Source organism: Sphingomonas sp., assembly GCF_017304615.1.
Classification (GTDB): Bacteria; Pseudomonadota; Alphaproteobacteria; order Sphingomonadales; family Sphingomonadaceae; genus Sphingomonas.
In genome coordinates this window covers 387,292-407,573 of the sequence record NZ_JAFKLZ010000002.1, presented here as the reverse complement: position 1 = coordinate 407,573, position 20,282 = coordinate 387,292, and the positions used below count along the sequence as shown (strand labels likewise).

The 20,282-nt window shown below is 64.1% G+C and carries 17 protein-coding genes; 4 read left to right on the top strand and 13 right to left on the bottom strand.

Features of this window, described 5'->3' with window-relative positions; all coding sequences use genetic code 11:
- Positions 1 to 2: 2 nt before the first annotated feature.
- The 5 genes from J0J06_RS10260 to J0J06_RS10240 are packed head-to-tail and all read right to left on the bottom strand — an operon-like array spanning position 3 to position 7,906.
- Positions 3 to 1,814 (bottom strand): hypothetical protein, encoded by a 1,812-nt coding sequence (locus J0J06_RS10260; RefSeq protein ID WP_294041625.1) that lies wholly within the window; start codon positions 1,812 to 1,814, stop codon positions 3 to 5.
- On the bottom strand, positions 1,811 to 2,635 hold the full coding sequence (locus J0J06_RS10255) for a phosphoadenosine phosphosulfate reductase family protein (protein ID WP_294041623.1): 825 nt from the start codon (positions 2,633 to 2,635) through the stop codon (positions 1,811 to 1,813). Before J0J06_RS10255 ends, J0J06_RS10260 begins: the two co-directional genes overlap by 4 nt.
- Positions 2,632 to 5,823, bottom strand: coding sequence for a hypothetical protein (locus J0J06_RS10250; RefSeq protein ID WP_294041621.1), 3,192 nt, complete (start codon positions 5,821 to 5,823; stop codon positions 2,632 to 2,634). Before J0J06_RS10250 ends, J0J06_RS10255 begins: the two co-directional genes overlap by 4 nt.
- A complete protein-coding gene (locus tag J0J06_RS10245; RefSeq protein ID WP_294041619.1) occupies positions 5,820 to 6,707 on the bottom strand; it encodes a DUF4007 family protein in 888 nt (295 codons plus the stop codon). Before J0J06_RS10245 ends, J0J06_RS10250 begins: the two co-directional genes overlap by 4 nt.
- The gene (locus J0J06_RS10240; protein WP_294041618.1) at positions 6,704 to 7,906 is read right to left on the bottom strand and encodes a cysteine desulfurase family protein; all 1,203 of its coding nucleotides are present in this window, start codon (positions 7,904 to 7,906) and stop codon (positions 6,704 to 6,706) included. The genes J0J06_RS10245 and J0J06_RS10240 overlap by 4 nt, the downstream gene beginning before the upstream one ends.
- A 254-nt stretch (positions 7,907 to 8,160) precedes the next feature.
- Here J0J06_RS10240 and J0J06_RS10235 point away from each other — a divergent pair, with 254 nt between their 5' ends.
- Positions 8,161 to 8,598 (top strand): antitoxin Xre-like helix-turn-helix domain-containing protein, encoded by a 438-nt coding sequence (locus J0J06_RS10235; protein ID WP_294041616.1) that lies wholly within the window; start codon positions 8,161 to 8,163, stop codon positions 8,596 to 8,598.
- 10 nt (positions 8,599 to 8,608) lie between these two features.
- Positions 8,609 to 9,292: an RES family NAD+ phosphorylase gene (locus tag J0J06_RS10230; RefSeq protein WP_294041614.1), complete on the top strand. Its 684-nt coding sequence runs from the start codon at positions 8,609 to 8,611 to the stop codon at positions 9,290 to 9,292.
- Positions 9,293 to 9,594: 302 nt separating this feature from the next.
- Here the strand turns inward: J0J06_RS10230 and J0J06_RS10225 are convergent, their stop codons facing one another.
- The 8 genes from J0J06_RS10225 to J0J06_RS10190 form a co-directional block, all read right to left on the bottom strand.
- Positions 9,595 to 10,722, bottom strand: coding sequence for a DSD1 family PLP-dependent enzyme (locus J0J06_RS10225; protein WP_294041612.1), 1,128 nt, complete (start codon positions 10,720 to 10,722; stop codon positions 9,595 to 9,597).
- Between the two features lie 47 nt (positions 10,723 to 10,769).
- Positions 10,770 to 11,288 (bottom strand): SRPBCC family protein, encoded by a 519-nt coding sequence (locus J0J06_RS10220; protein WP_294041611.1) that lies wholly within the window; start codon positions 11,286 to 11,288, stop codon positions 10,770 to 10,772.
- The gene (locus J0J06_RS10215) at positions 11,281 to 11,604 is read right to left on the bottom strand and encodes a metalloregulator ArsR/SmtB family transcription factor (protein WP_294041610.1); all 324 of its coding nucleotides are present in this window, start codon (positions 11,602 to 11,604) and stop codon (positions 11,281 to 11,283) included. The genes J0J06_RS10220 and J0J06_RS10215 overlap by 8 nt, the downstream gene beginning before the upstream one ends.
- A gap of 50 nt (positions 11,605 to 11,654) precedes the next feature.
- Positions 11,655 to 12,455, bottom strand: a complete 801-nt coding sequence (locus J0J06_RS10210) for an EF-hand domain-containing protein (protein ID WP_294041608.1) — start codon at positions 12,453 to 12,455, stop codon at positions 11,655 to 11,657.
- A 71-nt stretch (positions 12,456 to 12,526) separates the two neighbouring features.
- The gene (locus tag J0J06_RS10205) at positions 12,527 to 13,849 is read right to left on the bottom strand and encodes a dihydrolipoamide acetyltransferase family protein (RefSeq protein ID WP_294041606.1); all 1,323 of its coding nucleotides are present in this window, start codon (positions 13,847 to 13,849) and stop codon (positions 12,527 to 12,529) included.
- 5 nt (positions 13,850 to 13,854) lie between these two features.
- The gene (locus J0J06_RS10200; RefSeq protein WP_294042474.1) at positions 13,855 to 14,859 is read right to left on the bottom strand and encodes an alpha-ketoacid dehydrogenase subunit beta; all 1,005 of its coding nucleotides are present in this window, start codon (positions 14,857 to 14,859) and stop codon (positions 13,855 to 13,857) included.
- 50 nt (positions 14,860 to 14,909) lie between these two features.
- On the bottom strand, positions 14,910 to 16,199 hold the full coding sequence (locus J0J06_RS10195; protein WP_294041605.1) for a 3-methyl-2-oxobutanoate dehydrogenase (2-methylpropanoyl-transferring) subunit alpha: 1,290 nt from the start codon (positions 16,197 to 16,199) through the stop codon (positions 14,910 to 14,912).
- 98 nt (positions 16,200 to 16,297) lie between these two features.
- Positions 16,298 to 17,302, bottom strand: a complete 1,005-nt coding sequence (locus J0J06_RS10190; protein WP_294041603.1) for a fumarylacetoacetate hydrolase family protein — start codon at positions 17,300 to 17,302, stop codon at positions 16,298 to 16,300.
- A 104-nt stretch (positions 17,303 to 17,406) separates the two neighbouring features.
- Between J0J06_RS10190 and J0J06_RS10185 the strand changes: the two genes are divergently transcribed.
- Entirely contained in the window at positions 17,407 to 18,561 is a 1,155-nt protein-coding gene (locus tag J0J06_RS10185) for an acyl-CoA dehydrogenase family protein (RefSeq protein WP_294041601.1), read from the top strand.
- A gap of 206 nt (positions 18,562 to 18,767) precedes the next feature.
- Positions 18,768 to 20,153: a DEAD/DEAH box helicase gene (locus J0J06_RS10180; protein WP_294041600.1), complete on the top strand. Its 1,386-nt coding sequence runs from the start codon at positions 18,768 to 18,770 to the stop codon at positions 20,151 to 20,153.
- The last annotated feature ends 129 nt before the right edge of the window (positions 20,154 to 20,282 follow it).

Sequence of the window (20,282 nt, the reverse complement as noted above, 5' to 3'; positions counted from 1 at the left end):
CGTCACACCTCTAACGTCTTTGCGTCGACATTCCCTGTCGCGCTCAGGGACAGCACAAAGACGCTGCTCACATCGCCTTCATCGCCCTCGTCGCCAAAGGCAGCGTTCGTAATCAGCGCAAACTGGCGCACCTCCTGTTGGCACTGGCGGGAGAAACTCGATGGCAAGCTGCCCTCGTCGACGCGCAGGAGGTACTCGAACAACAACGGCCGCAACTCGAGCGGCTCAATGGGCTCGTCGAGCGACTTGCTGCGCACCAGGAGCACCGGGCGGCGCTTGCCGCGGTCCATGTCCAGCTTGATGCTCTGCGCGCGCGTTGCCCGCGCGATCGCGTCGACGGTCGCTATCCGACCTACCGTGTCGTCGGTGCGACCGATCGTGCCAGCGAGCCACAATTTCTCGGTCTCCTCGGCCATCATGCCGAGATAGGCGCGGTTGAGACCCTTGATCAGCCGCCGCGTGATCTGGTCGAGGAAGGTCTTGTTGGCGTCCGCATCGGTCAGCGCCGCGATAACATCAAGATAGGTGCCAGCATGATGCAGCACCGTGAACCGCCAGGGCGACGCCATGCCCTCATGAGACGCCGACATCCGGAAAAACGCGCGGCGACGCTGCGTCGCAATGCTGCCGCGAAACTCGTCCGCCTTGCTGCGATCCGCAGTCACATAATAAGCATGGTGCGCAGGCGCGAAGAGCCGCTCGCCATACATTTTCTCGGTCGCGAAGATTTCCTCGGCCAGGGCCTTGGGTTCGCCTTTGGTCAGTGCCTCGTCGAGAAGATTGTTGGTCTCTTCGCCGAGACCGAGCGAGGCCAGCTGGCTGAACACGACATTGGCGTCGCGCTGGCGCTTGGGCATGTTGAGCCCGAGCGCATTGTCATACGGGTTGCATAGTTCGTAATTGCCCTTGGCCGCACGCTGTTTGGCGCGATCGCAATCGAGTAGAGGATCGTCGGCCACTTGCCGGTCGCCCAACAGAATATTGACCGCAAGCATGATCAGATAGCGAATAGGGATATGGCTGTCGTTGGCCGCACCGACGCGCAACGCATCCTTGATTCGGGTGCGGAAATTCAGTCCTGCACCGTCGTCGCCGCGCAAAATGCTCTGGTTGAGACGGATAGGGCAAGGGTTGGCCACTCCAGTTCCCGGGCATCCATCGCACGAGCTGGCCCAATCAGGGTGATCGATCACTGCATCGAATATCTTGTCGACGGTCTCGCCGCTCCAACTGCGGCTTAAATTGAGCAGCACCAGGTCGAGCGCACTCTTACCGACCTCGGACCGCAACATCCGCGCGAGCTCGGCGTGGATCGCGCCCGCACCAACCGTCGTGCTGTCGCGAAAATAGCGCAGCAATTGTCCGTCGTTCGCGGCAATCAAATAGCGGACGTCGGTTCGTTTGCCCTTGAGGCAGGCGATGATCGCCGCGAGCTCTGCATCCTTCTCATCGTCTTCGAGCTCACTCAGGTCGCGAATGACGCGTAGCGGAATTCCGCTTGGCAACGACACTTCGAGCACGGGTGCGTCGCCTGGCCACAATTCCGGCGCCATATTGAGCTCGCCGAGGAGCAGCTGCCGGATATGGTAGGTCTTACCGTCGCCAGCGGTACCAGTCAGGATGACGTTACTCGGCGTCTCGCCGCATAAGGCCGTCTTGAGCTTCTCGAGCTGCGGCGCTGGCGTGACGATTGGCTGCACCCCGAACTCTGCCAGCGCCTTGCGGACATTCTCATCGCTCAGCGCGTCGGTTTCAGCCGACGGACCAAAGATCCGCAGAAATGAAACCAGCGAACTCGACTGGCAGGCACTCACAGATGACACACCGCACAGCCGTCATCGGCCTTGGCCTTGATCGCGCGCCGCGGCATGCGCTCGACATCGTCGAGCGAACGCCCATCGACCCAAGTGTACTTCCGGCCGCCCTTCATCGTCTCATAGGCTTTGGCACGCTCGTACAGCGTCGGGTGACGCTCCTTCAGGCCCTGCCATTCGCCAATCTGCTGATAGAAGCAGAAGTAGCAGCCCGAGCGACTGCGCCACTCATAATAGTCCGGCAACCTGAGCCCGGCGCTCTCGAGAATGCGACCGACCTCAGCCACGTCGATACAATCGTCACGATAGGGATAGACAGGCGTGATGTTGGGCTGTTCGGAAATCACCACCGGCTTGGCACCCGCCGTGCCAGTGCCAAGATAGCCCGCACGATTCTCGTCGGCGCGGATACCAATGTACGAATACGCGCGATCCGTGCCGACAAACCGCTCGAACGGCGCGATCTTCATGATCCGTGTGCACCAGCGTGCACGCGGGCTGGGCAGAAACCCGGCGAAATGTTCATATAGCGCGACGTCGAAGGCCGTCCGCCCCGGCTTTTCCGCGACGTCAAACAGGTCCATTGCCGACACGCGGTGGACTTCGATCCCGAGCACATTCTCGAGCCGGTCGAGGAAATCATAGGTTTCGGGCAGTTCTACGCCTGTATCCGAGAAAACATATTCAAACTTCACCTCGGGATTACGCTGACGCAGATACACCGCCAGCGCTGAAGAATCCTTGCCGCCAGAGATCGGCACAATGTGACGAGCACTCTTATCGCGGACAGCGTCGTCGACACTTGTAATGGTTACGCTCACCGCACCCCTCCCACGATCTTCACACTATCCCCGCCACTGCTGTCCTTGCTCTCATCGATTCGAGCAAGCATTCCGGTAAGCTCGCCCAATTTTGCTTCGATGATAGGCCTCAGCGCAGCGCGCGGGCGATCGGTATCAAGCGCGGCCGCTTCGACCCGCTCGCGCGCCTCGCGGAGTGCTGTCCGAAATTGCGGTGCGGTTCGATCGTCCCATTTATCGAGACTACGCTGCAGCAGAATTGAGCTCAGCGCATTGGCCAGCGACTTCTCCGAGAAGCGACCATTGGCGGTCTCCAACGCCTTGCGCACCACCGACCGGTCGACGATGCGCAGCGATGCCGCCGCGTCGAGATCATCGACCGCGAAACAGCCCGCCCAACTCTTGATCGCGTCGACAGCCGCCGTCTTATCGGTTGCGTAGCGCTCGAAGCTGCTGCGAATGACCTCGACCGCTTCATCGGCATAGTCATCGCGCAGCTTGTCTATCTGGTGCCGCGCGTGCTCAACCCGCTCAACCAGGCGCACGCTTGGCGATGACGCGCCAAAGGCTTCCGGGATATCTTGGATGAGCAGATCGATCGGATCGCTGGCATTGCCCACCGCGCGCAGCAACGCCCGCGCGGGCGCTCCCAAGCGTGTCGAGCGGCGAGCGCCGTCGGTCACGGTCAACAGCCAACCGCGGACCGCATCATGCGCCTTGCGGATCAATTCATCATCGGCCGCTGGCCGCTCATGGGCGAACGCGTAACAGATTTCCGACAGATATTCGGTGAGTTCAGGGGTCACCTTGAGCACACGCACGCAATAGCTCTCGGGCGTCGATACCATCTGGTCGAACGGGAAGCCCAGGATGTCGGGCACATATTGACCGTCACGGTAGAGGGCGACGGCGCGCGCAAAATGTCGGTACCCAGCCGCAATCAACACCGGCATCACCGCGCGGGGCAGTCCGATCGGCGGTGCGGCCAGCATGTCGGTCAACGTTGCCAGCCCGCGATAGGCTGGTTGCCGCGATTGGCTCGGCTGACGGAAAAAGCCAGCGATCTGCAGCCACACTTCCTTGAGCCCAGCGTCATCGACCTGATCAGGGTCGGCAAACCGGGCTTCACTCGCGCGTCGCAGTCCCGTGCGTTCGACCACAGTGCGATAGATCGACGCTTCGGCGCTCCCGTCACTGTCTTCATAGCCGAGCGTCGGCTGATCGCTACGCTCAAGAATGGAGCTCACGACGCGAACTCGCGCTGTCTGCATCGTGCGCGACGCGGTGCTGCGCATCAGCTGCTCATTGGCGATCCGCGGCGTTTGCGCATACCATTCGCCGAGCAGGCGCGAGGCTGACACCGAAGCTGGTCGCTCGGCCGTGACCCGCAACTTCTCACCTGCGCTGAACCAGCTTGCATGGCTCCCACTTGGATCAAGCAGCACGCGCATCATCCGCGCGAGCTGCTCGAACGCCACCGAGTGCAGTTCGTCGATCTCGGTCGGGATCATCGGATCCGATGCCAGGAAATCGGCGTCCTTGCTCAACGCTTCAATTGCGACCAGCTCGAGCGCTGCGCCGGTGATATCGAGCGGCCGGTCCGGAACCACCAGCACGACACGCGCTTCATCGGACTGCGCAGCGGCCTTGCGCGCGCGTTCGATGTCCGCACGATCTTCCGCCAGCAAATAGCCGACGACGCCGCTCGTACTGACGTCGAGCCCAATCGGCGCCGCCATGTCTGCAGGCAACAGATAACGTCCCTCAAGGAAGCGATTGACCCCGAAATCGGCGTTGTGGCCAGGCGCGCGCACATGCGGCGCGGGAAAGCGCTGATTGAGGAAATCGCGCAGTCCAAAGTCACCTGAGCGGCGATCGCGTTCTTCGCGTACGCGCAGGGCCACATCGATATCAGCGCCATGCCAGACGGCGACGTCGTCATTATGTTGCCGCCACAGCAAGAGCCGCGATGAGACCAGCTCATCGAACGCGTGCGCGATCGCTTGCCGTGTGTTCACATCACTGGCTACGGCCAGTTCGACAACCGCACGTGAAACCCGCCGCCGTTCGCCGCTTCCGCCAAGCTGCAACAGGCAAGCGGCCGCCAGCAGCTCGCGTTTCAGCGCACTATTTGCCCGCGAGCGTGCGCTTTCGGTCTCGACCCATCGGCGGTAGGTGCCGCCAATACCGACATCGGTGCGCATCGCATCGGCAAAGGCAACGTAAACATCCTCAATCCCAGCCGGGAAGCTGAGATCCTGCTCACGCAGGAAGGAGAATAAGCTGCGCTCATTCTGTCCGACCCGGGCGACCAGGGTTGGCAGGACCTGCAAGGCGCCCGCAGACAAAGGGGCTGCGCCCTTGAGCAACGCACTGACGCGCTGCTCATCGTCCATACCGTCAAACCATCCGGCCTCGATCGCAGCGCGCACAAGGCTAGCGGCGGGCGCCGCTGGTCGCGATCCCGCCCCGCGCAAACTTGTCACGACTTCAGCGACGAGCTCGAAGAACTCCTGGCTGTCCTCGATCAAGCGGAGCGCAGAAAAACGCCCCTCGATCTTGCGCCATTCATTGCGCGACGTTTCGTTCAGCCGGGTGGCATAGGCCAGGAGATTTTGATGAAGCAGCAGGGTCAGGCTGAGACTGGGGTCATCGGCGCGCGCAGCTCGCTCTGCCAATCGCTGAATGATGTCGAGCTCGCTCGACCGGCCATCGGCGATCAAACCCTCAAGATGCCGTCCGAACTCATCCCAGATGATCGCAACATGATCCCAACCAGCATCGCGCATCGCCTTGCCAAAGCCTTCAACCGACTTTGGAACATGGGCCATGCCTATCGCGTGGGCGATCGCCGCGAGCGGATCTCCGATCAGCCCCGACAACACGACCACTTTGCCGCGCGTGCCCGCCGCAACCCGCTCGCCCAGCATTGCCGCGAGCGGCGGATCGACGCGCGCGATCCGTTCTACCAACTGCCCTAGCGACACGGCATGTTCGTCGGCATTGTCGACGAACAATCCGCCAACGCCCGCCGCCAGGCTCTTGCCGCTGCCGTAAGGCGCGATCACCATTGTCGCCGCACCAGGGCGAAGCACTTGAGCCACGATTGGCAGGGCCCGCCGCGTCGGATGATAATGCAGAAACCGGTGGGGATGGGGCAGATCCTCGACCAAGCTCATCGACCGGAAAAAGGCGCTCAATGCCGTCACGCGCTGGCCTCGAGGCGCTCGTACAGATCGCTCATCCACGCGGTCATCGGTTGCGGTTCGACTATGAGCATGCGTTCGCCGGCGAGCGAGTCGAGCTGCGCGTGCGGTGAGGCGGCCGCGGCGTTTGCGACCATCGTCTCCAAGGCGTCTAACCCCGCGCAGAATATTCTCCCTGGCCCATGTGCAATCGTTGCGAGCTCACGCAGCGAGAAAGCACTGCGACCACTATCCTCGACCAGCGCCGACACGCACGCAAGTAACGCTTCGGGGGGCACGCCCGCGGGAAGACGGGTGCGCTCGAAGCGCTGAACATGCGCGTGGCGATATATCAAGCCGAGCTCGCGCAACGGGCACGCGCCGAGATCGTCGGGATCAACATAGTCGACTCCCGGACGACTGCCGTACGCCGCCAGCAGACAGGCCACGTCCTTTTGCGCCATCTGCGGCGACGCCGCCCGGATCGCACGCGCGCGGGTATGCTCGATAAATGCGTCGATGCAGCCATTTCGATCGAAAATGCGATCAGCATAGACATTGAAAAACCACGACCACACGGTGCCAGGTGTCCGCGCCAAGGCCAGGTGCAGGAACCACCATGTGCCAGGCAGCTCACAGAACCGATCGCGTTCGGCAATCAGGTGGGCAATTTCGGATGCACCGCGCGTCTTGGTGTCGGCGTCTTCGACACTCAAACCCATGGCGCGAAGCCAGAAGCCAAGCGAGTCCACCATCTTCGAGCCAAGTCCGAGCGCATCGGCCACATCGGTTGAGGCCGAGAAGCCGCCAGTTTCGACCAGTCGGTTGATGCCCTTCGGTAGCCAACCATACCGCACCGGAAAGGTGTAATGGCCGCCGTACGCGTAGCGCTGCAGGGCGATCGTCACAGCCCGCCTCGCATCTGTGCCACGATCTCAGCGATGGCTCTGGCTGCCAGATCAACATCGCTCGCCTGATTATGGACCGACAACGACAGACGGATCGCCGAGAAGGCCTCGCCTTCGCTCAAGCCCATCGCAACCAACACGGGCGACGGTTCGGGCCGGCGGCTCGAGCACGCCGATCCTTGCGACACATATATGCCGCGCGCATCAAGGTTGGCGACCAGCGCCATCGCATCGATCCCAGCAAACCGCACGTTCGTCACATTGGGAAGGCGGGGTGAAGCCGCACCGTTGATGATGGCGCCGTCAATCGCGGCGAGCCGCGCTTCAAGCGCGCTTTGCATTTCGGTCAGAGTGCGCTGTCGCTCGCCGCGCATGCCCGCCCATTCTTGGCATGCAGCCGCGAGGCCGGCGATCGCTGGCACAGCCTCGGTGCCTGCGCGCAATCCATGCTCCTGTTCGCCGCCGCGCAATAGCGCTTGCAGCGGAATGTGGCTGTCAGCGGCCACGACAACCGCGCCAATCCCCATCGGTGCGTGGAGCTTGTGCCCCGACAAAGTCACGACATCTGGCCCAACACCACGACCTACAGTGAGGTCGATCTTTCCGACAGCCTGGGCGGCGTCGGCATGAAAGAAGCAATCGGCCGACCCTGAGACGATCGCTGCGATCGCACGAGCGTCTTGCAGAATGCCAGTTTCGGAATTCGCCAGCTGGATCGACACCAAACATGGTCCGCTTGCCGCATTCACCGCGGTGCGCAGTTCCGTCAGATCAATGCCCCCATCGCCGTCAACGCCAAGGATGGTCACAAGGCCGCCGGTCGCACGAATGTCGTTGACCGTCGCGATCACCGACGGGTGCTCGACCGCAGTAGTGATAATCCGCGCGGGAGCGCCTGCAAAACTACGCAAAACAAGGTTATTCGCCTCAGTGCAGCCCGAGGTGAATGTGACACCGTCCTCGCTCGCTCCGCTAATCAGTTCGTTCACTGCATCGCGAGCATCAGCCAGGATCCGACGGGCTGCGTCACCGCGGCCATGGCCGCTCGACGGATTACCGTAACCTTCTGACATGGCAGCAACTACCGCTGCAATGACGCCAGGCGTCGGCGCCGTCGTTGCACTCGCGTCGAGGTCGATTTCAGTCACACTTGCCCTTGCGTCCTCGCGCAACGACGACGCGACTGCTTCAAAATTCATGACCGACTCCCGCACCATCGCTATAGGGTGACCCCGATCATCGCGCCACCTTAGAATGCCAAAAAGCGAGACTATTCCGCCGTCCGAGTATAACAAAGGTTCCTTCTTTGTTCTAGACCGTACCAAGGGGAGAATGCGGCGGTAGCTACGTTCAGCCGTGGGTGCATTCACTTGTCTCGTTCGCCGGAACGAGACCGGAACAAACTCTTGACACAGCATCTTGTGATGCCTATTAAAGCGTCAGGAGATGCGTTATGAGCAATGTTGTTGCCCTACAGCAGCCGGCTGCAGTCGTTGGCGCCCTTCAAAATTTTGCCGGTGATGACGATCGTCGGCGTTTGACACCGGCCGCCGCGAAGGCAGTACTTCGTCTGGTAGACGCTTGGGGTGGCAGCAATGCGGAGGGCGCTGCGCTCCTTGGCGTTTCTGAGAGCACGTGGGACCGGATAAAGTCCGGAAAATGGGAAGGTGTGTTCTCGCAGGACCAGCTCACTCGTGCTTCAGCATTGATCGGGCTATTCAAGGGGCTCCACCTGCTTTTCGCCGATGACATGGCCGATCGGTGGCCAACGTTGCCTAATCGCGGTCCAGTCTTCGATCGGATGTCGCCTGTGCAGGCGATGATCTCAGGCGGCATCCCGCGTATGCTCGAGACGCGACAATATGTAGACGCGCTGCGTGGCGGACTCTGACCCAGGCGTGATGGATGGCATACCGCTCGTGCGCGAAGCCTTTCCGCGCACAGTTCGGCTCGTCAGCAGTGCGCGTCTGCGCGACGCTGTCATGGCGCCGTTGGTCGACGACGCGGATGAACTCGCGCTGCTCGCCGAAATCGAGGCGGCGACGAGCAGCCGGCTGATCGCCGAAGAGCGTGGCCAAGGCGGCATTCCCGCCGCCGAACTTGTGCATGGCGTGCCGCATGCAAAGTTCATCAATGCGAGCTTCGCGTATGCAAAGCCGCGCGAACCAATGCGATTCAATCCGGCAGACCGAGGCGCGTGGTATGCAGCTATTGATGTCGAGACCTGCATTCGCGAGGTCGGCTATCACCTGACCAATGCGCTGGCCGACGCCAACGACTTCAATGCCGTTGTCGAGTATGGCGAGATGCTTTCAAGCATGTCGGGCGTTTTCGTCGACCTTCGGCAGGTGCCGGACCACCCCAGCCTCGATGCCAACCCGTCGATTGGATATCCGGCGGGCAATGCCATCGCCGCGAGCGCCCGTGCCGCTGGCCACAATGGGATTATCTATCCATCGGTGCGGCATGGTGGCGAGCCCTGCATCGCAGCATTGTGGCCCAATGTTGTGCAATCGGTCGTTCAAGGCGGAATGTATCGTCTGACCTGGTCGGGAAAGCCCGAATTCAAAGTGGAAGTTCTCTGAATCCAATTCGGTGTCGGTCATATCAGCAGGAGCGAGAGCAAGATGGCTGAACCGGTTGCTGCGGAATTCACGAGCTGGACACTTATTCAAGCTTCGCGCGGAGCGTGCGGTTCTCAGGTCGTTAAGGCGGGGCTCGAATTAGCGCGTCCGACGATGTCCACCCTTTTCCACGAATTCAGATCATGATATCGTTGCCTCTGGCGACTTCGCAAGTCTCTGATTTGACTGTGAAATCAATCGCTTAGGTGCTTTGCTAGAAAGCTCTTCTGGGCACCATTTCCTGCCTTTGGCGCGTGGCGGCGTCAGGCCGATCGGCCGCGGGCCGTCACTGGCCAGATCGCCACCAACATTTCCCGTCGCACGACGTGATAGGCGTCGTAGAGGTTGACCGTCGGGTCGCAATGAGGGGTCATCAGCGACAGGCGGGTTCCAAGACCGGGCGCGGACGCGCCGCCCGGGACGATGACGGCGCCATGTTCGTCGCCCATGAACCGATAGGAGCTACCGTCCGGCGCGCCCGACAAGATCACTGGCGGCCCCGCTTCGGTCGCGAACGCCTTAATCCCTGCATCGAGCGTCGCCATGCCGGGCGCGTTGGCACTGATCACGCTTGTGTCGACCGTCAGCGCTGTGGCGAACGACGCGCCGAGGTCGCAGTCGCGATATTCTCGGTCCATGAACACATAGGATCCGACCTGAAGCTCGGTCAGCACCCCGAGTTCGGCGTCGATCCGGTGCGTGCCGGTGCCGCCGCCGGTGACGGTCGGGGGCGGCAGGCCGGCTTCGGCCAGCGCGGCGATGATGGATTGCAGATAGGCGGTGCGGTCGGCGATCGCAGAGCGCCGGTCCGCGAAGGCCGCGATATGCTGTTGCAATCCGCAATAGAATTGCACGCCGCCATAGACGAGTTGCGGGGCGTCGGCGATCCGCTGCGCCAGTATGACGGCGTCGGCGGGCGACGCGACGCCGGTTCGATGGGTGCCCGGATCGACATCGACCAGCACGCGTAGTGGGCGGCCCGTGTTGGCGTTGGCGATGGCCGCGACAGCATCCGGGTGATCGGCCACGACGGCGAGGCGGGGGATATGCCGGTTGAGCGCGGCCAGCCGTTCGATCGCGGGGCCGGTGATGACGGGCGAGGTAAGCAGGATCGACTCGATCCCTTCCGCCGCCAACGCTTCGGCCTCCCCGATTTTGGCGCAGCATATGCCGATCGCGCCCGCGTCGATTTGCAACCGGGCGATGTCGGCGCTCTTGTGCGTCTTGGCGTGCGGCCGGAGTGCGACGCCTGCCTCACGCGCGAACGCCGCCATCGTCGCGATGTTCGCCTCCAGCGCGTCGAGATCGACGATCAAGGCCGGCGTGTTGAGCCGGTCGCGCGAGCCGGGTTGGCCGATCAGGTGGCCGTGGAGATGCTGGCTTGGGGTCACGGCGCCGCATTTACCATGCCGCGCCGCGCCGTCGTCAAGCCGATGGGCTACCCCAGCGCCGCCACGGCGCGCGCTTCGGCGGCCGCGTGGAGTTCCCAGAAATTCTCCACACCCTTGCCGACGATGCGACGTTCGAGCGCGTCGAGATGCGATCCCCAGCCGCCGCCGAAGCTGCGCGCGTCGTCGGGGCCGCGCAGGCCGCTGTGCGTGAGGACGAGCCGCGTCCTGCCTTCGTCTATCGGAGTCAGCTCGATCGTCACCCGTCCCGCTTCGCCATTGTCCCAGGTGAAGGACAGCAGGTGCGGCGGGTCGATCGCCTCAATCGTCTCGAACCAGGCCTTGCCGGCATTCTTCGCATAGCGCTCCGGCCCCGGCGCGTCGCCGTCCGACAGCGCATCGTGATTGAAGGTCAGCCCGAACTTGCCGCCGACGCGCGGCTCGGTCTCGCCGCCCATGAACCAGCGGGCGCGCAGGTCGGGCTCGATCAGATAGCGCCACACGGTCTCGACTGGTGCGTCGAGCACGCGGTCGAAGCGCAGTTCGCGCGTAGTGATGGTGTCAGTCATGCTTATCCTCCGCGATAATCGCTTCGAGCCGGTCGAGGCTCGCATTCCAGAATTGCTCCCATTGCCGCAGCCATTGGTCGGCCTCGCGCAGCCGGTCGGCCTTGAGCCGGCATAATTGCTGGCGACCGGCGCGGCGGCGCTCGACCAGGCCCGCGCGTTCGAGCACGCCGACATGCTTGGCGGCCCCGGCGAAGCTCATCGCGAAGGGGGCGGCGAGTTCGCCGACCGACCGTTCGCCCGAGGCGAGGCTGGCCAGCATCGCGCGGCGCGTCGGGTCGGCGAGGGCGGCGAAGGTCAAGTCGAGTCGTTCAACCATACGGTTGAATTACGGCGGCTCGCGATAACTGTCAACCAATTAGTTTAATGTCACTCGCCGGTATCGTCTTCCTTGTCGGGTCGCGCGCCGGGCGGCCGGCCGCCAAACCCGCCACGCCACCGTGGGCCGTCGTCCATCGGCAGCTCGATGCTGGGCAGTTCGCCGCGCGTGATTCGTCCGTCATGGTTCTTGTCGAGCATCGCGAAACGATCCAGCGCGGCCGCGCGGAACTCGTTCGGATCGACGCCGCGGTTGAAATTGGTGTCGGCCACCACGACCGGCTCTGGATAGTCGAAGAACGAAAAGCGCGCGGCGCCGCGTTTGGTGTCGGAATATTTGGGCGTTTTGGCCGATCCGCCATTGCCGAACGAGAAGCCGCCCGGCTGGCCACCGCCCATGCCGCCACCGCCGGGACCGCCACCGCCCCCTCCGCCACGGCGTCCGCCGCCGCGCCGCCCACCGCCGCCGCTGGCTCGTGGGCCCGCCGCCGCGCCTTCACCGCCGGTGCGGATTTCCGGGGCGAGCTTGGTCTCGTAGAATTCAATGTCGTCGGGATCGATCTCGCCGTCCTTGCCGCGATCGAGCACCGCGAAGAATCGCATCGCATCGGCGACGAACTCGTCGGCGGTCAGCGCGCCGTCCTTGTTGGTGTCGGCGCCGTCGAACCATTGCCGGATCGGATCGGATCCCCGGAACGGTTCCCCCATCGGGCTGATGAACAATTTCCCGCGCGGACGATCCTCCCGCCGTTCGCCGGCCGGCCGTGGCGGCGGGAGGGGCGGCAACGTGCCGGCAAGCGGCGGCGCGTCCTGCGCCGCCATCAACGCCCAGACCAACATCGTCCCCAGCATCGCCCACGCTCCGTCGTTACCGGCGCAGCGCTAGCCTTGCTTTGTCGCACAAATATGTCGCGGTGTTGCGGTTAGTCCGCGAACAGCAACACCGGCGTCTCGAGATACTTCCTGAGCGCCTGGACGTAGCTCGCCGCGTCCCAGCCATCGACGACGCGGTGGTCGCAGCTGATCGACAGGTTCATCAGCTTGGCGCGGATGATGTCGTCGCCGCGGAACACCGGACGCTCGACGATCTTGTTGGGGCCGATGATCGCGACTTCGGGGCGGTTGATGACCGGCGTCGTCGCGATCCCGCCGAGCGGGCCGAGGCTGGTGACAGTGATCGTGCCGCCTTGCAGCTCCTCGGACTTGAGCTTGTTGGCCCGCGCGGCTTCGGCAAGGCGAGTGATCTCGCTCGCGAGCTGCCAGACATTCTTGTCCTGCGCGTCGCGGATGACGGGGACGGTCAACCCAGCATCGGTCTGCGTCGCCATCCCGAGATGGACGCGGCCCGACCGTGTCACCACGCCCGCATCGTCGTCGTAGCGCGCATTGAGCATCGGGAAGTCGGGCAGCGAGCGGCAGATCGCGACGATCAACAGCGGCAGCATCGTCAGCTTGGGCCGGGGTCCGCGATTGGCGTTCAGGTCCGCGCGCATGTCCTCGAGCGCCGTGACGTCGACTTCGTCGACATAGGTGAAGTGGGGAATGTGGCGCTTCGCCGCGGCCATGTTCTCCGCGATGCGGCGGCGCATGCCGATGACTTTGATCGTCTCGTCGTCGCGCGCGCGACTGGCGTGCGGCGCGTGATAGCCCTGGTCAGAGCCATAGCGAAGGAACGCGTCGAGATCGGCATGGCGTACGCGGCCGCCGTCGGCCTTGACTTGCGCCAGGTCGACGCCGAGCTCCTTTGCCCGCTGGCGGACCGCGGGAGAGGCGAGCACGGCCTTCGCAGGAGCTGAATCCTCCGTTCGTGCTGAGCTTGTCGAAGCACGTGTATCCGGGACACGCCCTTCGACAGGCTCAGGGCGAACGGGGACGGAGGTTGCGTTATCGGCGACCTCTTCGAACCCCGGCGTCTCTGCCTCGAACGTCTCCTCGTCTTCGATGCCGAGCTGTTCGGCGACTTCCTCGCCAATGTCCTTCGGCGCAGGCACGGCGGGGGCGTCGCCCGCAACCTCGATCACCACCAGGGTCGATCCGATCGGCACTTGATCGCCGACCTCGCCCGCCAGCTCGATCACCGTCCCCGCGACCGGCGATTCCATCTCCACCGTCGCCTTGTCGGTCATCATGTCGGCGAGCTGTTGGTCCTCGCTCACGGTGTCGCCGACCTTGACGTGCCACGCGACGATCTCGGCCTCGGCGATGCCTTCGCCGATGTCGGGCAGGCGGAATTCGAAACGCGCCATCGCGGTCAGTCCTTCATGATCTTCTTGAGCGCCTGTCCGATGCGGACGGGGCCGGGGAAATAGGCCCATTCCAGGCTGTGGGGATACGGCGTGTCGAACCCGGTGACTCGCTCGATCGGCGCTTCTAGGTGATAGAAGCAACGCTCCTGCACCAGCGCCGACAGTTCGGCGCCGAACCCGCTGGTGCGCGTCGCTTCATGGACGATCATGCACCGTCCGGTCTTCTTCACCGATTCCTCGATCGCCTCGATGTCGAGCGGCACGAGCGTGCGCAGATCGAGGATTTCGGCATCGACCCCGGCTTCGTCGACCACCTTCTGACAAACATGGACCATCGTGCCGTAGCAGAGGATCGTCAGCGCCTCGCCGCTGCGCACGACGTTCGCCTTGCCCAGCGGCACCTTATAGTAGCCGGTCGGCACCTCGCCGCCGGGATGCGACGACCAATTCTCCGCCGGACGATCCCAATGGCCGTTGAACGGGCCGTTATAGATGCGCTTGGGCTCGAAGAAGATGGTGGGGTCGTTGTCTTCGATCGCCGCGATCAGCAGCCCCTTGGCGTCGTACGGCGTCGCCGGGATCACCGTCTTAACCCCTGAAACGTGCGTGAAGATACCCTCGGGCGATTGCGAGTGCGTTTGCCCGCCGAAAATGCCGCCGCCGTAGGGGGAGCGGATCGTCATCGGCGCGATGAACTCGCCTGCCGAGCGATAGCGCAACCGCGCCGCCTCGCTCACCAACTGGTCGAGTGCCGGGTAGATGTAATCGGCGAACTGGATCTCGGGCACTGGGCGCAGGCCATAGGCGCCCATCCCGACCGCAACGCCGACGATGCCGCATTCGGTGATGGGGGTGTCGAACACGCGGGTCTTGCCGTGCTTGGCCTGCAAGCCCGCGGTCGCGCGGAACACGCCGCCGAAATAGCCGACATCCTCGCCCATCACGATCACGTCGGGATCGCGCGCCATCATCACGTCGAGCGCCGAATTGATCGCCTGAATCATGTTCATGCGGGTGGTTTCGCCGGTGCTGGCGGTGTTTTCGATTTCCAACACGTCGCTCATTTCTTGCGAGCCCATGGCCGGCCGCTTGCGGTTTCCTCGGCGATCATCTGCGCCTGCTGCTCGCGCAGATGCCACGGCATTTCTTCGAACACGCCGTCGAACAGGCTGTCGAGCGGCTGGTGCAGGCCGTGGCCAAGGATGCCGTTCTTCTCGGCCTCCTTCTGCGCCGCCTTGACCATTTCGGCGAGTTCGAGGTCCTGCGCGGCGTGCCGTTCCTCATCCCACTCGCCGATCGCGATCAGGTGGTTCTTGAGCCGCACGACCGGGTCGCCGAGCGGCCAGGCGGTCGGTTCGCCCGCCGAGCGATACTGGGTCGGATCGTCGGAGGTCGAATGGCCTTCCGCGCGATAGGTGAAATGCTCGATCAGCGTCGGACCCTGGTTGGTCCGCGCGCGCTCCGCCGCCCATTCGGTGGCGGCATAGACGGCAAGGGCGTCATTGCCGTCGACCCGCAGCCCGGCGATGCCATAGCCCACCGCGCGCGCCGCAAATGTCGTCGCCTCCGCGCCCGCAAAGCCCGAAAAGCTCGAAATCGCCCACTGATTGTTGACGACGTTGAAAATCACCGGCGCGCGATAGACCGTCGCGAAGGTGAGGGCGGAGTGGAAGTCGCCCTCCGCCGTCGATCCCTCGCCGCACCATGTCGCCGCGATCCGCGTATCGCCGCGCGACGCCGACGCCATCGCCCAGCCGACCGCTTGCGGATATTGCGTCGTGAGATTGCCAGAAATCGAGAAAAACGAGAAGCGCCGCTCCGAATACATGATGGGGAGCTGCTTGCCCTGCAGCTTGTCGCCGGCGTTCGAATAGATCTGGTTCATCATGTCGACGATCGGGCACCCGCGCGAGACCAGCACGCCCTGCTGGCGATAGGACGGGAAGCACATGTCGTCGGCGGCGAGCGCGGCGGCCGCGCCGACCGACACCGCCTCCTCGCCGAGGCTCTTCATGTAGAAGCTGGTCTTGCCCTGCCGCTGCGCGCGGAACATGCGTTCGTCGAACGCGCGGACCAGCGCCATGTTGCGGAGCATCCGGCGCAGCGTGTCGGGGGTCAGCTTGGGGTCCCACGGCCCGACCGCGCGGTCGTTCTCGTCGAGCACGCGGACCATCGTATACGCCAGGTCGATGAAGTCCCTGGGCGCGTCGGTGGTGTCGGGTCGACGGACGCTGCCCGCGGCAGGGACTTCGACCGCCGCAAAATCGACCGTATCGCCGGGCCGGAACTTGGGCTCGGGAACGTGCAGCGACAGGGGCTTCAGATTGGCGCGCGGTGACTCGCTGGCCATGCTCTCTCCGGGTTCGACTCGACGGCTAAACGCTTGGCCGCCGCCTTTCACCCGTTGTTATTTTATTTCAAGCGGCTTGGCGAGTCACCGTAACGCCGTCACGCTCCGACAGTTTGCTCGATGACGCCGAAGATCGGGTGATGCCGGTCGTCCTCGGCCCAGATGCGGACGGTATCGCCTTTCTTGAGGAATGGCGTGACCGGCTTGCCGGCCGTGATCGTCTCGACCGTGCGCACCTCCGCCAGGCACGAATAGCCGACGCCCCCATCGGCGATTGGCTTGCCCGGACCGCCATCTGCGTCGCGGTTGGACACGGTGCCCGACCCGACGATCGTGCCCGCGCCGAGCTTGCGCGTCTTGGCGGCATGCGCAACCAAGGTGCCGAAGTCGAACGTCATGTCCTCGCCAGCATCGGCGCGGCCGAACGGCTCGCCGTTGAGGTCGACCATCAGCTTGCGGTGGAGTTTGCCGTCTTTCCACCAGTCCCCGAGTGCGTCTGGGGTGACGAACACCGGCGAGAAGGCGCTGGCGGGCTTCGACTGGAAGAAGCCAAACCCCTTGGCGAGTTCGCCGGGGATGAGGTTGCGCAAGGATACGTCGTTGGTTAGGCCGACCAACAGGATCGCGTCGAGCGCCTGATCGCGGCTCGCACCGAGCGGCACGTCGCCGGTGACCACCACGACCTCGGCCTCCATATCGCAGCCCCAGCTTTCGTCGGCGAGCGGGATCGGGTCGCGCGGGCCGAGGAACCCGTCCGATCCGCCCTGATACATCAACGGATCGTGCCAGAAGCTGTCGGGCATCTCCGCCGCGCGCGCCTGCCGCACCAGCGCGACATGGTTCACATACGCCGACCCGTCCGCCCATTGATAGGCGCGCGGCAGCGGTGACGCGGCGTCGTGTTCGTGGAATCGCTCCAGCGGGATCGCCTGGTTGCGCACATCCGTCGCCAGCACGATCAGATCGGGCAGCAACCGGTCCCAATCATCGAGCGCGGCCTGCAGCGTCGGCGCGATGTGCCCGGCATCAGCGTACCAGGCCAGATCGTCTGACACGACGACGAGCTTGCCGTCGCGACCTTGCTTCAAGCTTGCCAGTTTCATGCGCTCTCCTTTTGTCGTCGGTGATCCTAGCCGCACCTACGGGGGATTGACCAGCCGCCCGGTTGCCCGCCACATCAGGGAAAAGGTTGCAGGAGAGGACTGACATGACCCCCGACAGCGTGCCCGGCCGCTTTGCCTATAACGAGGATCACGAGGCGTTCCGCCAGACCGTGCGGTCATTCCTTCAAAAGGAGGGCGTGCCCCACGTCAACGAATGGGAGCAGGGCCGGCTGGTTCCCAAGGAGTTCTGGCGCAAGGCGGGCGAGATCGGGATGCTGTGCCCGACCGTGCCGGAGGCCTATGGCGGGCTGGGGCTGGACTTCGGCTACAATGCGATCGTCGACGAGGAGATGTCGTATATCGGCGTCCCCGCGGGCTTCGCGCTGCAATCCGATATCGTGTGCGGCTATCTCGAGGCGTACGGATCGGAGGAGCAAAAGAAGCAGTGGCTGCCGCGGCTCGTCAGCGGCGAGACGATCACCGCGATCGCAATGACCGAGCCGGGAACGGGGTCAGACCTCCAGTCTATCCGTACCAGCGCCAAGAAGGACGGCAACCATTACGTCGTCAATGGCAGCAAGACCTACATCACCAACGGCCAGAACGCCGACCTGGTGCTGGTCGTCGCCAAGACCGATCCCGACGCCAAGCCCGCCTATAAGGGCATGTCGATAATCCTGGTCGAGGCGGATCGCGAAGGGTTCAAGCGCGGGCGCAAGCTCGACAAGATCGGTCAGGACGCGGCGGACACGTCCGAACTGTTCTTCGAGGATGTCCGCGTGCCGATGACCAATTGCTTGGGCGAGGAGGGCAAAGGCTTCATCTACCTGATGAGCCAATTGCCGCAGGAGCGCCTCTCGATCGCGGTCGGGACGCAGGCCAGCGCGCAAAAGGCGTTCGACGAGACGGTCGAGTTCACCAAGACGCGCAAGGCGTTCGCGGGGATGGTGTTCGATTTCCAGAACACCAAGTTCGTCCTCGCCGATCTCGCCGCCAAGCTTCAGGTCGGCTGGGCGCATCTCGACTGGGCGATCCAGCGCCACCTGAAGGGCGAACTCACCCCGACCGAGGGCGCCGCCGCGAAATTGTGGCACACCGAACTGCAATGGGAGGTGATGGACAAGTGCCTCCAACTTCACGGTGGCGCGGGCTATATGAACGAATACCCCATCGCCCGCATGTGGCGCGCGGCACGAGTCAGCCGGATCTATGGCGGGACCAACGAGATCATGAAGGAACTGATCGGGCGTTCGCTGTAGGCGCGACCTCGTCCCGATCTTGACTTTTTGCGCTGCAACATGCATATTCTTCTCATCGAGGCGTTATGCAGCGTGATCGAACCCTCACGGGTTCAGGCTCCGCCTCGGTCGTTTTAGCGACAGGCTTCCCAAGTCACGCGGGGTGTCATTTACCCCCGCCGCCCGTGCGCCTCCCCGGCGTGCGTGAGGCTATTTTGAAAGTTTCCATGACCAAATTCACCGATCTCGGCCTAGCCGAGCCGCTCGTCCGTGCGCTCGAGGCCAAGGGCTACACCACGCCCACCCCGATCCAGGCGCAGGCGATCCCGACCGTCCTCGAAGGACGCGACTTGCTCGGCATCGCGCAGACCGGCACCGGCAAGACCGCGGCGTTCGTGCTGCCGTCGATCCAGCGCCTCGTCGACGGCGGCAAGCGCGTCCTGCCGACGCATTGCCGCATGCTCGTCCTCGCGCCGACGCGCGAACTCGCGAGCCAGATCGCCGAAAGCGCGCGCCAGTACGGCAAGTTCAGCCGCATGTCGGTCGCGACCGTGTTCGGCGGCACCAGCATCAACAAGAATCGTCAGGACATGAGCCGCGGCGTCGACATCCTCGTCGCGACGCCCGGCCGCCTGATCGACCTGGTCGAGCAGCGTTTCGTCAGCCTGCAGCTGATCGAGACGCTGGTGCTCGACGAAGCCGACCAGATGCTCGACCTGGGCTTCATCCATGCGCTCAAGAAGATCGTGAAGATGGTGCCGCGTCAGCGTCAGACCCTGTTCTTCTCGGCGACGATGCCCGCGTCGATTCGCGAGCTGGCTGGACAGTTCCTGACCGATCCCGCCACCGTGTCGATCAAGCCGGCGGCGACCACCGCCGAGCGCGTCGATCAATATGCGACCTTCGTCAACCAGACCGAGAAGCAGTCGCTGCTGACGATGACGCTGGCCGACCCCAGCATCGACCGCGCGCTGGTCTTCACGCGCACCAAGCACGGCGCCGACCGCGTCGTGCGTCTGCTCGGCCAGAACGGCATCGCCGCCAACGCGATCCACGGCAACAAGTCGCAGCCGCAGCGCGAGCGTGCGCTCGCCGCGTTCAAGTCGGGCGACGTGCCGATCCTGGTCGCGACCGACATCGCCGCGCGCGGCATCGACGTGTCGGGCGTCAGCCACGTCATCAACTTCGAGCTGCCCAACGTGCCCGAACAGTATGTCCACCGCATCGGCCGTACGGCGCGCGCGGGCAATGACGGCATCGCGATCAGCTTCGTGGCGGACGACGAGAAGCCGTACCTGCGCGATATCGAAAAGACGATCCGCCAGAAGGTGCCGCTGAAGGCGCTGCCCGAGGGCTTCATGGCCGAAGCGGCGCGGCTAGCGTCGGTGCGCAAGAAGGCCGGTCCTGTTGAAGTGCCGCGCGACGAACGTCCGCGTGGTCCGTCGGGCCAGCGCCCGCCGCGCAAGACGCACGATCCGCGTCCGACCGGTAACCGCTTCGGCGGCCGTCCGGGCGGCGGCCAAGGCCAAGGTGGCGGTCAGGGCGGGGGCAATCGCCGTCGTCGTGGCGGCCGCGGTGGCCAAGGCGGCCCGCGCAACAGCGTCACCGCCTGACCTTATCCTCTCATCGGAAACGGTGAGGAGCAGCGATTCTGCACGGATCGGGCGCGGCCTTTGGCCGCCGCCCGCCATCCTCCCGCTTCCCGCGTTGCGCGCGGACCCCGCCCCTCACCCATGGGGAGA

Coding starts and splice junctions, on each gene's coding strand:
- J0J06_RS10235 (WP_294041616.1), top strand. CDS start 8,161: ATGAGCAATGTTGTTGCCCTACAGCAGCCGGCTGCAGTCGTTGGCGCC.
- J0J06_RS10215 (WP_294041610.1), bottom strand. CDS start 11,604: ATGGTTGAACGACTCGACTTGACCTTCGCCGCCCTCGCCGACCCGACG.
- J0J06_RS10195 (WP_294041605.1), bottom strand. CDS start 16,199: ATGGCCAGCGAGTCACCGCGCGCCAATCTGAAGCCCCTGTCGCTGCAC.
- J0J06_RS10210 (WP_294041608.1), bottom strand. CDS start 12,455: ATGCTGGGGACGATGTTGGTCTGGGCGTTGATGGCGGCGCAGGACGCG.
- J0J06_RS10185 (WP_294041601.1), top strand. CDS start 17,407: ATGACCCCCGACAGCGTGCCCGGCCGCTTTGCCTATAACGAGGATCAC.
- J0J06_RS10205 (WP_294041606.1), bottom strand. CDS start 13,849: ATGGCGCGTTTCGAATTCCGCCTGCCCGACATCGGCGAAGGCATCGCC.
- J0J06_RS10240 (WP_294041618.1), bottom strand. CDS start 7,906: ATGAATTTTGAAGCAGTCGCGTCGTCGTTGCGCGAGGACGCAAGGGCA.
- J0J06_RS10190 (WP_294041603.1), bottom strand. CDS start 17,302: ATGAAACTGGCAAGCTTGAAGCAAGGTCGCGACGGCAAGCTCGTCGTC.
- J0J06_RS10220 (WP_294041611.1), bottom strand. CDS start 11,288: ATGACTGACACCATCACTACGCGCGAACTGCGCTTCGACCGCGTGCTC.
- J0J06_RS10200 (WP_294042474.1), bottom strand. CDS start 14,859: ATGAACATGATTCAGGCGATCAATTCGGCGCTCGACGTGATGATGGCG.
- J0J06_RS10180 (WP_294041600.1), top strand. CDS start 18,768: ATGACCAAATTCACCGATCTCGGCCTAGCCGAGCCGCTCGTCCGTGCG.
- J0J06_RS10230 (WP_294041614.1), top strand. CDS start 8,609: ATGGATGGCATACCGCTCGTGCGCGAAGCCTTTCCGCGCACAGTTCGG.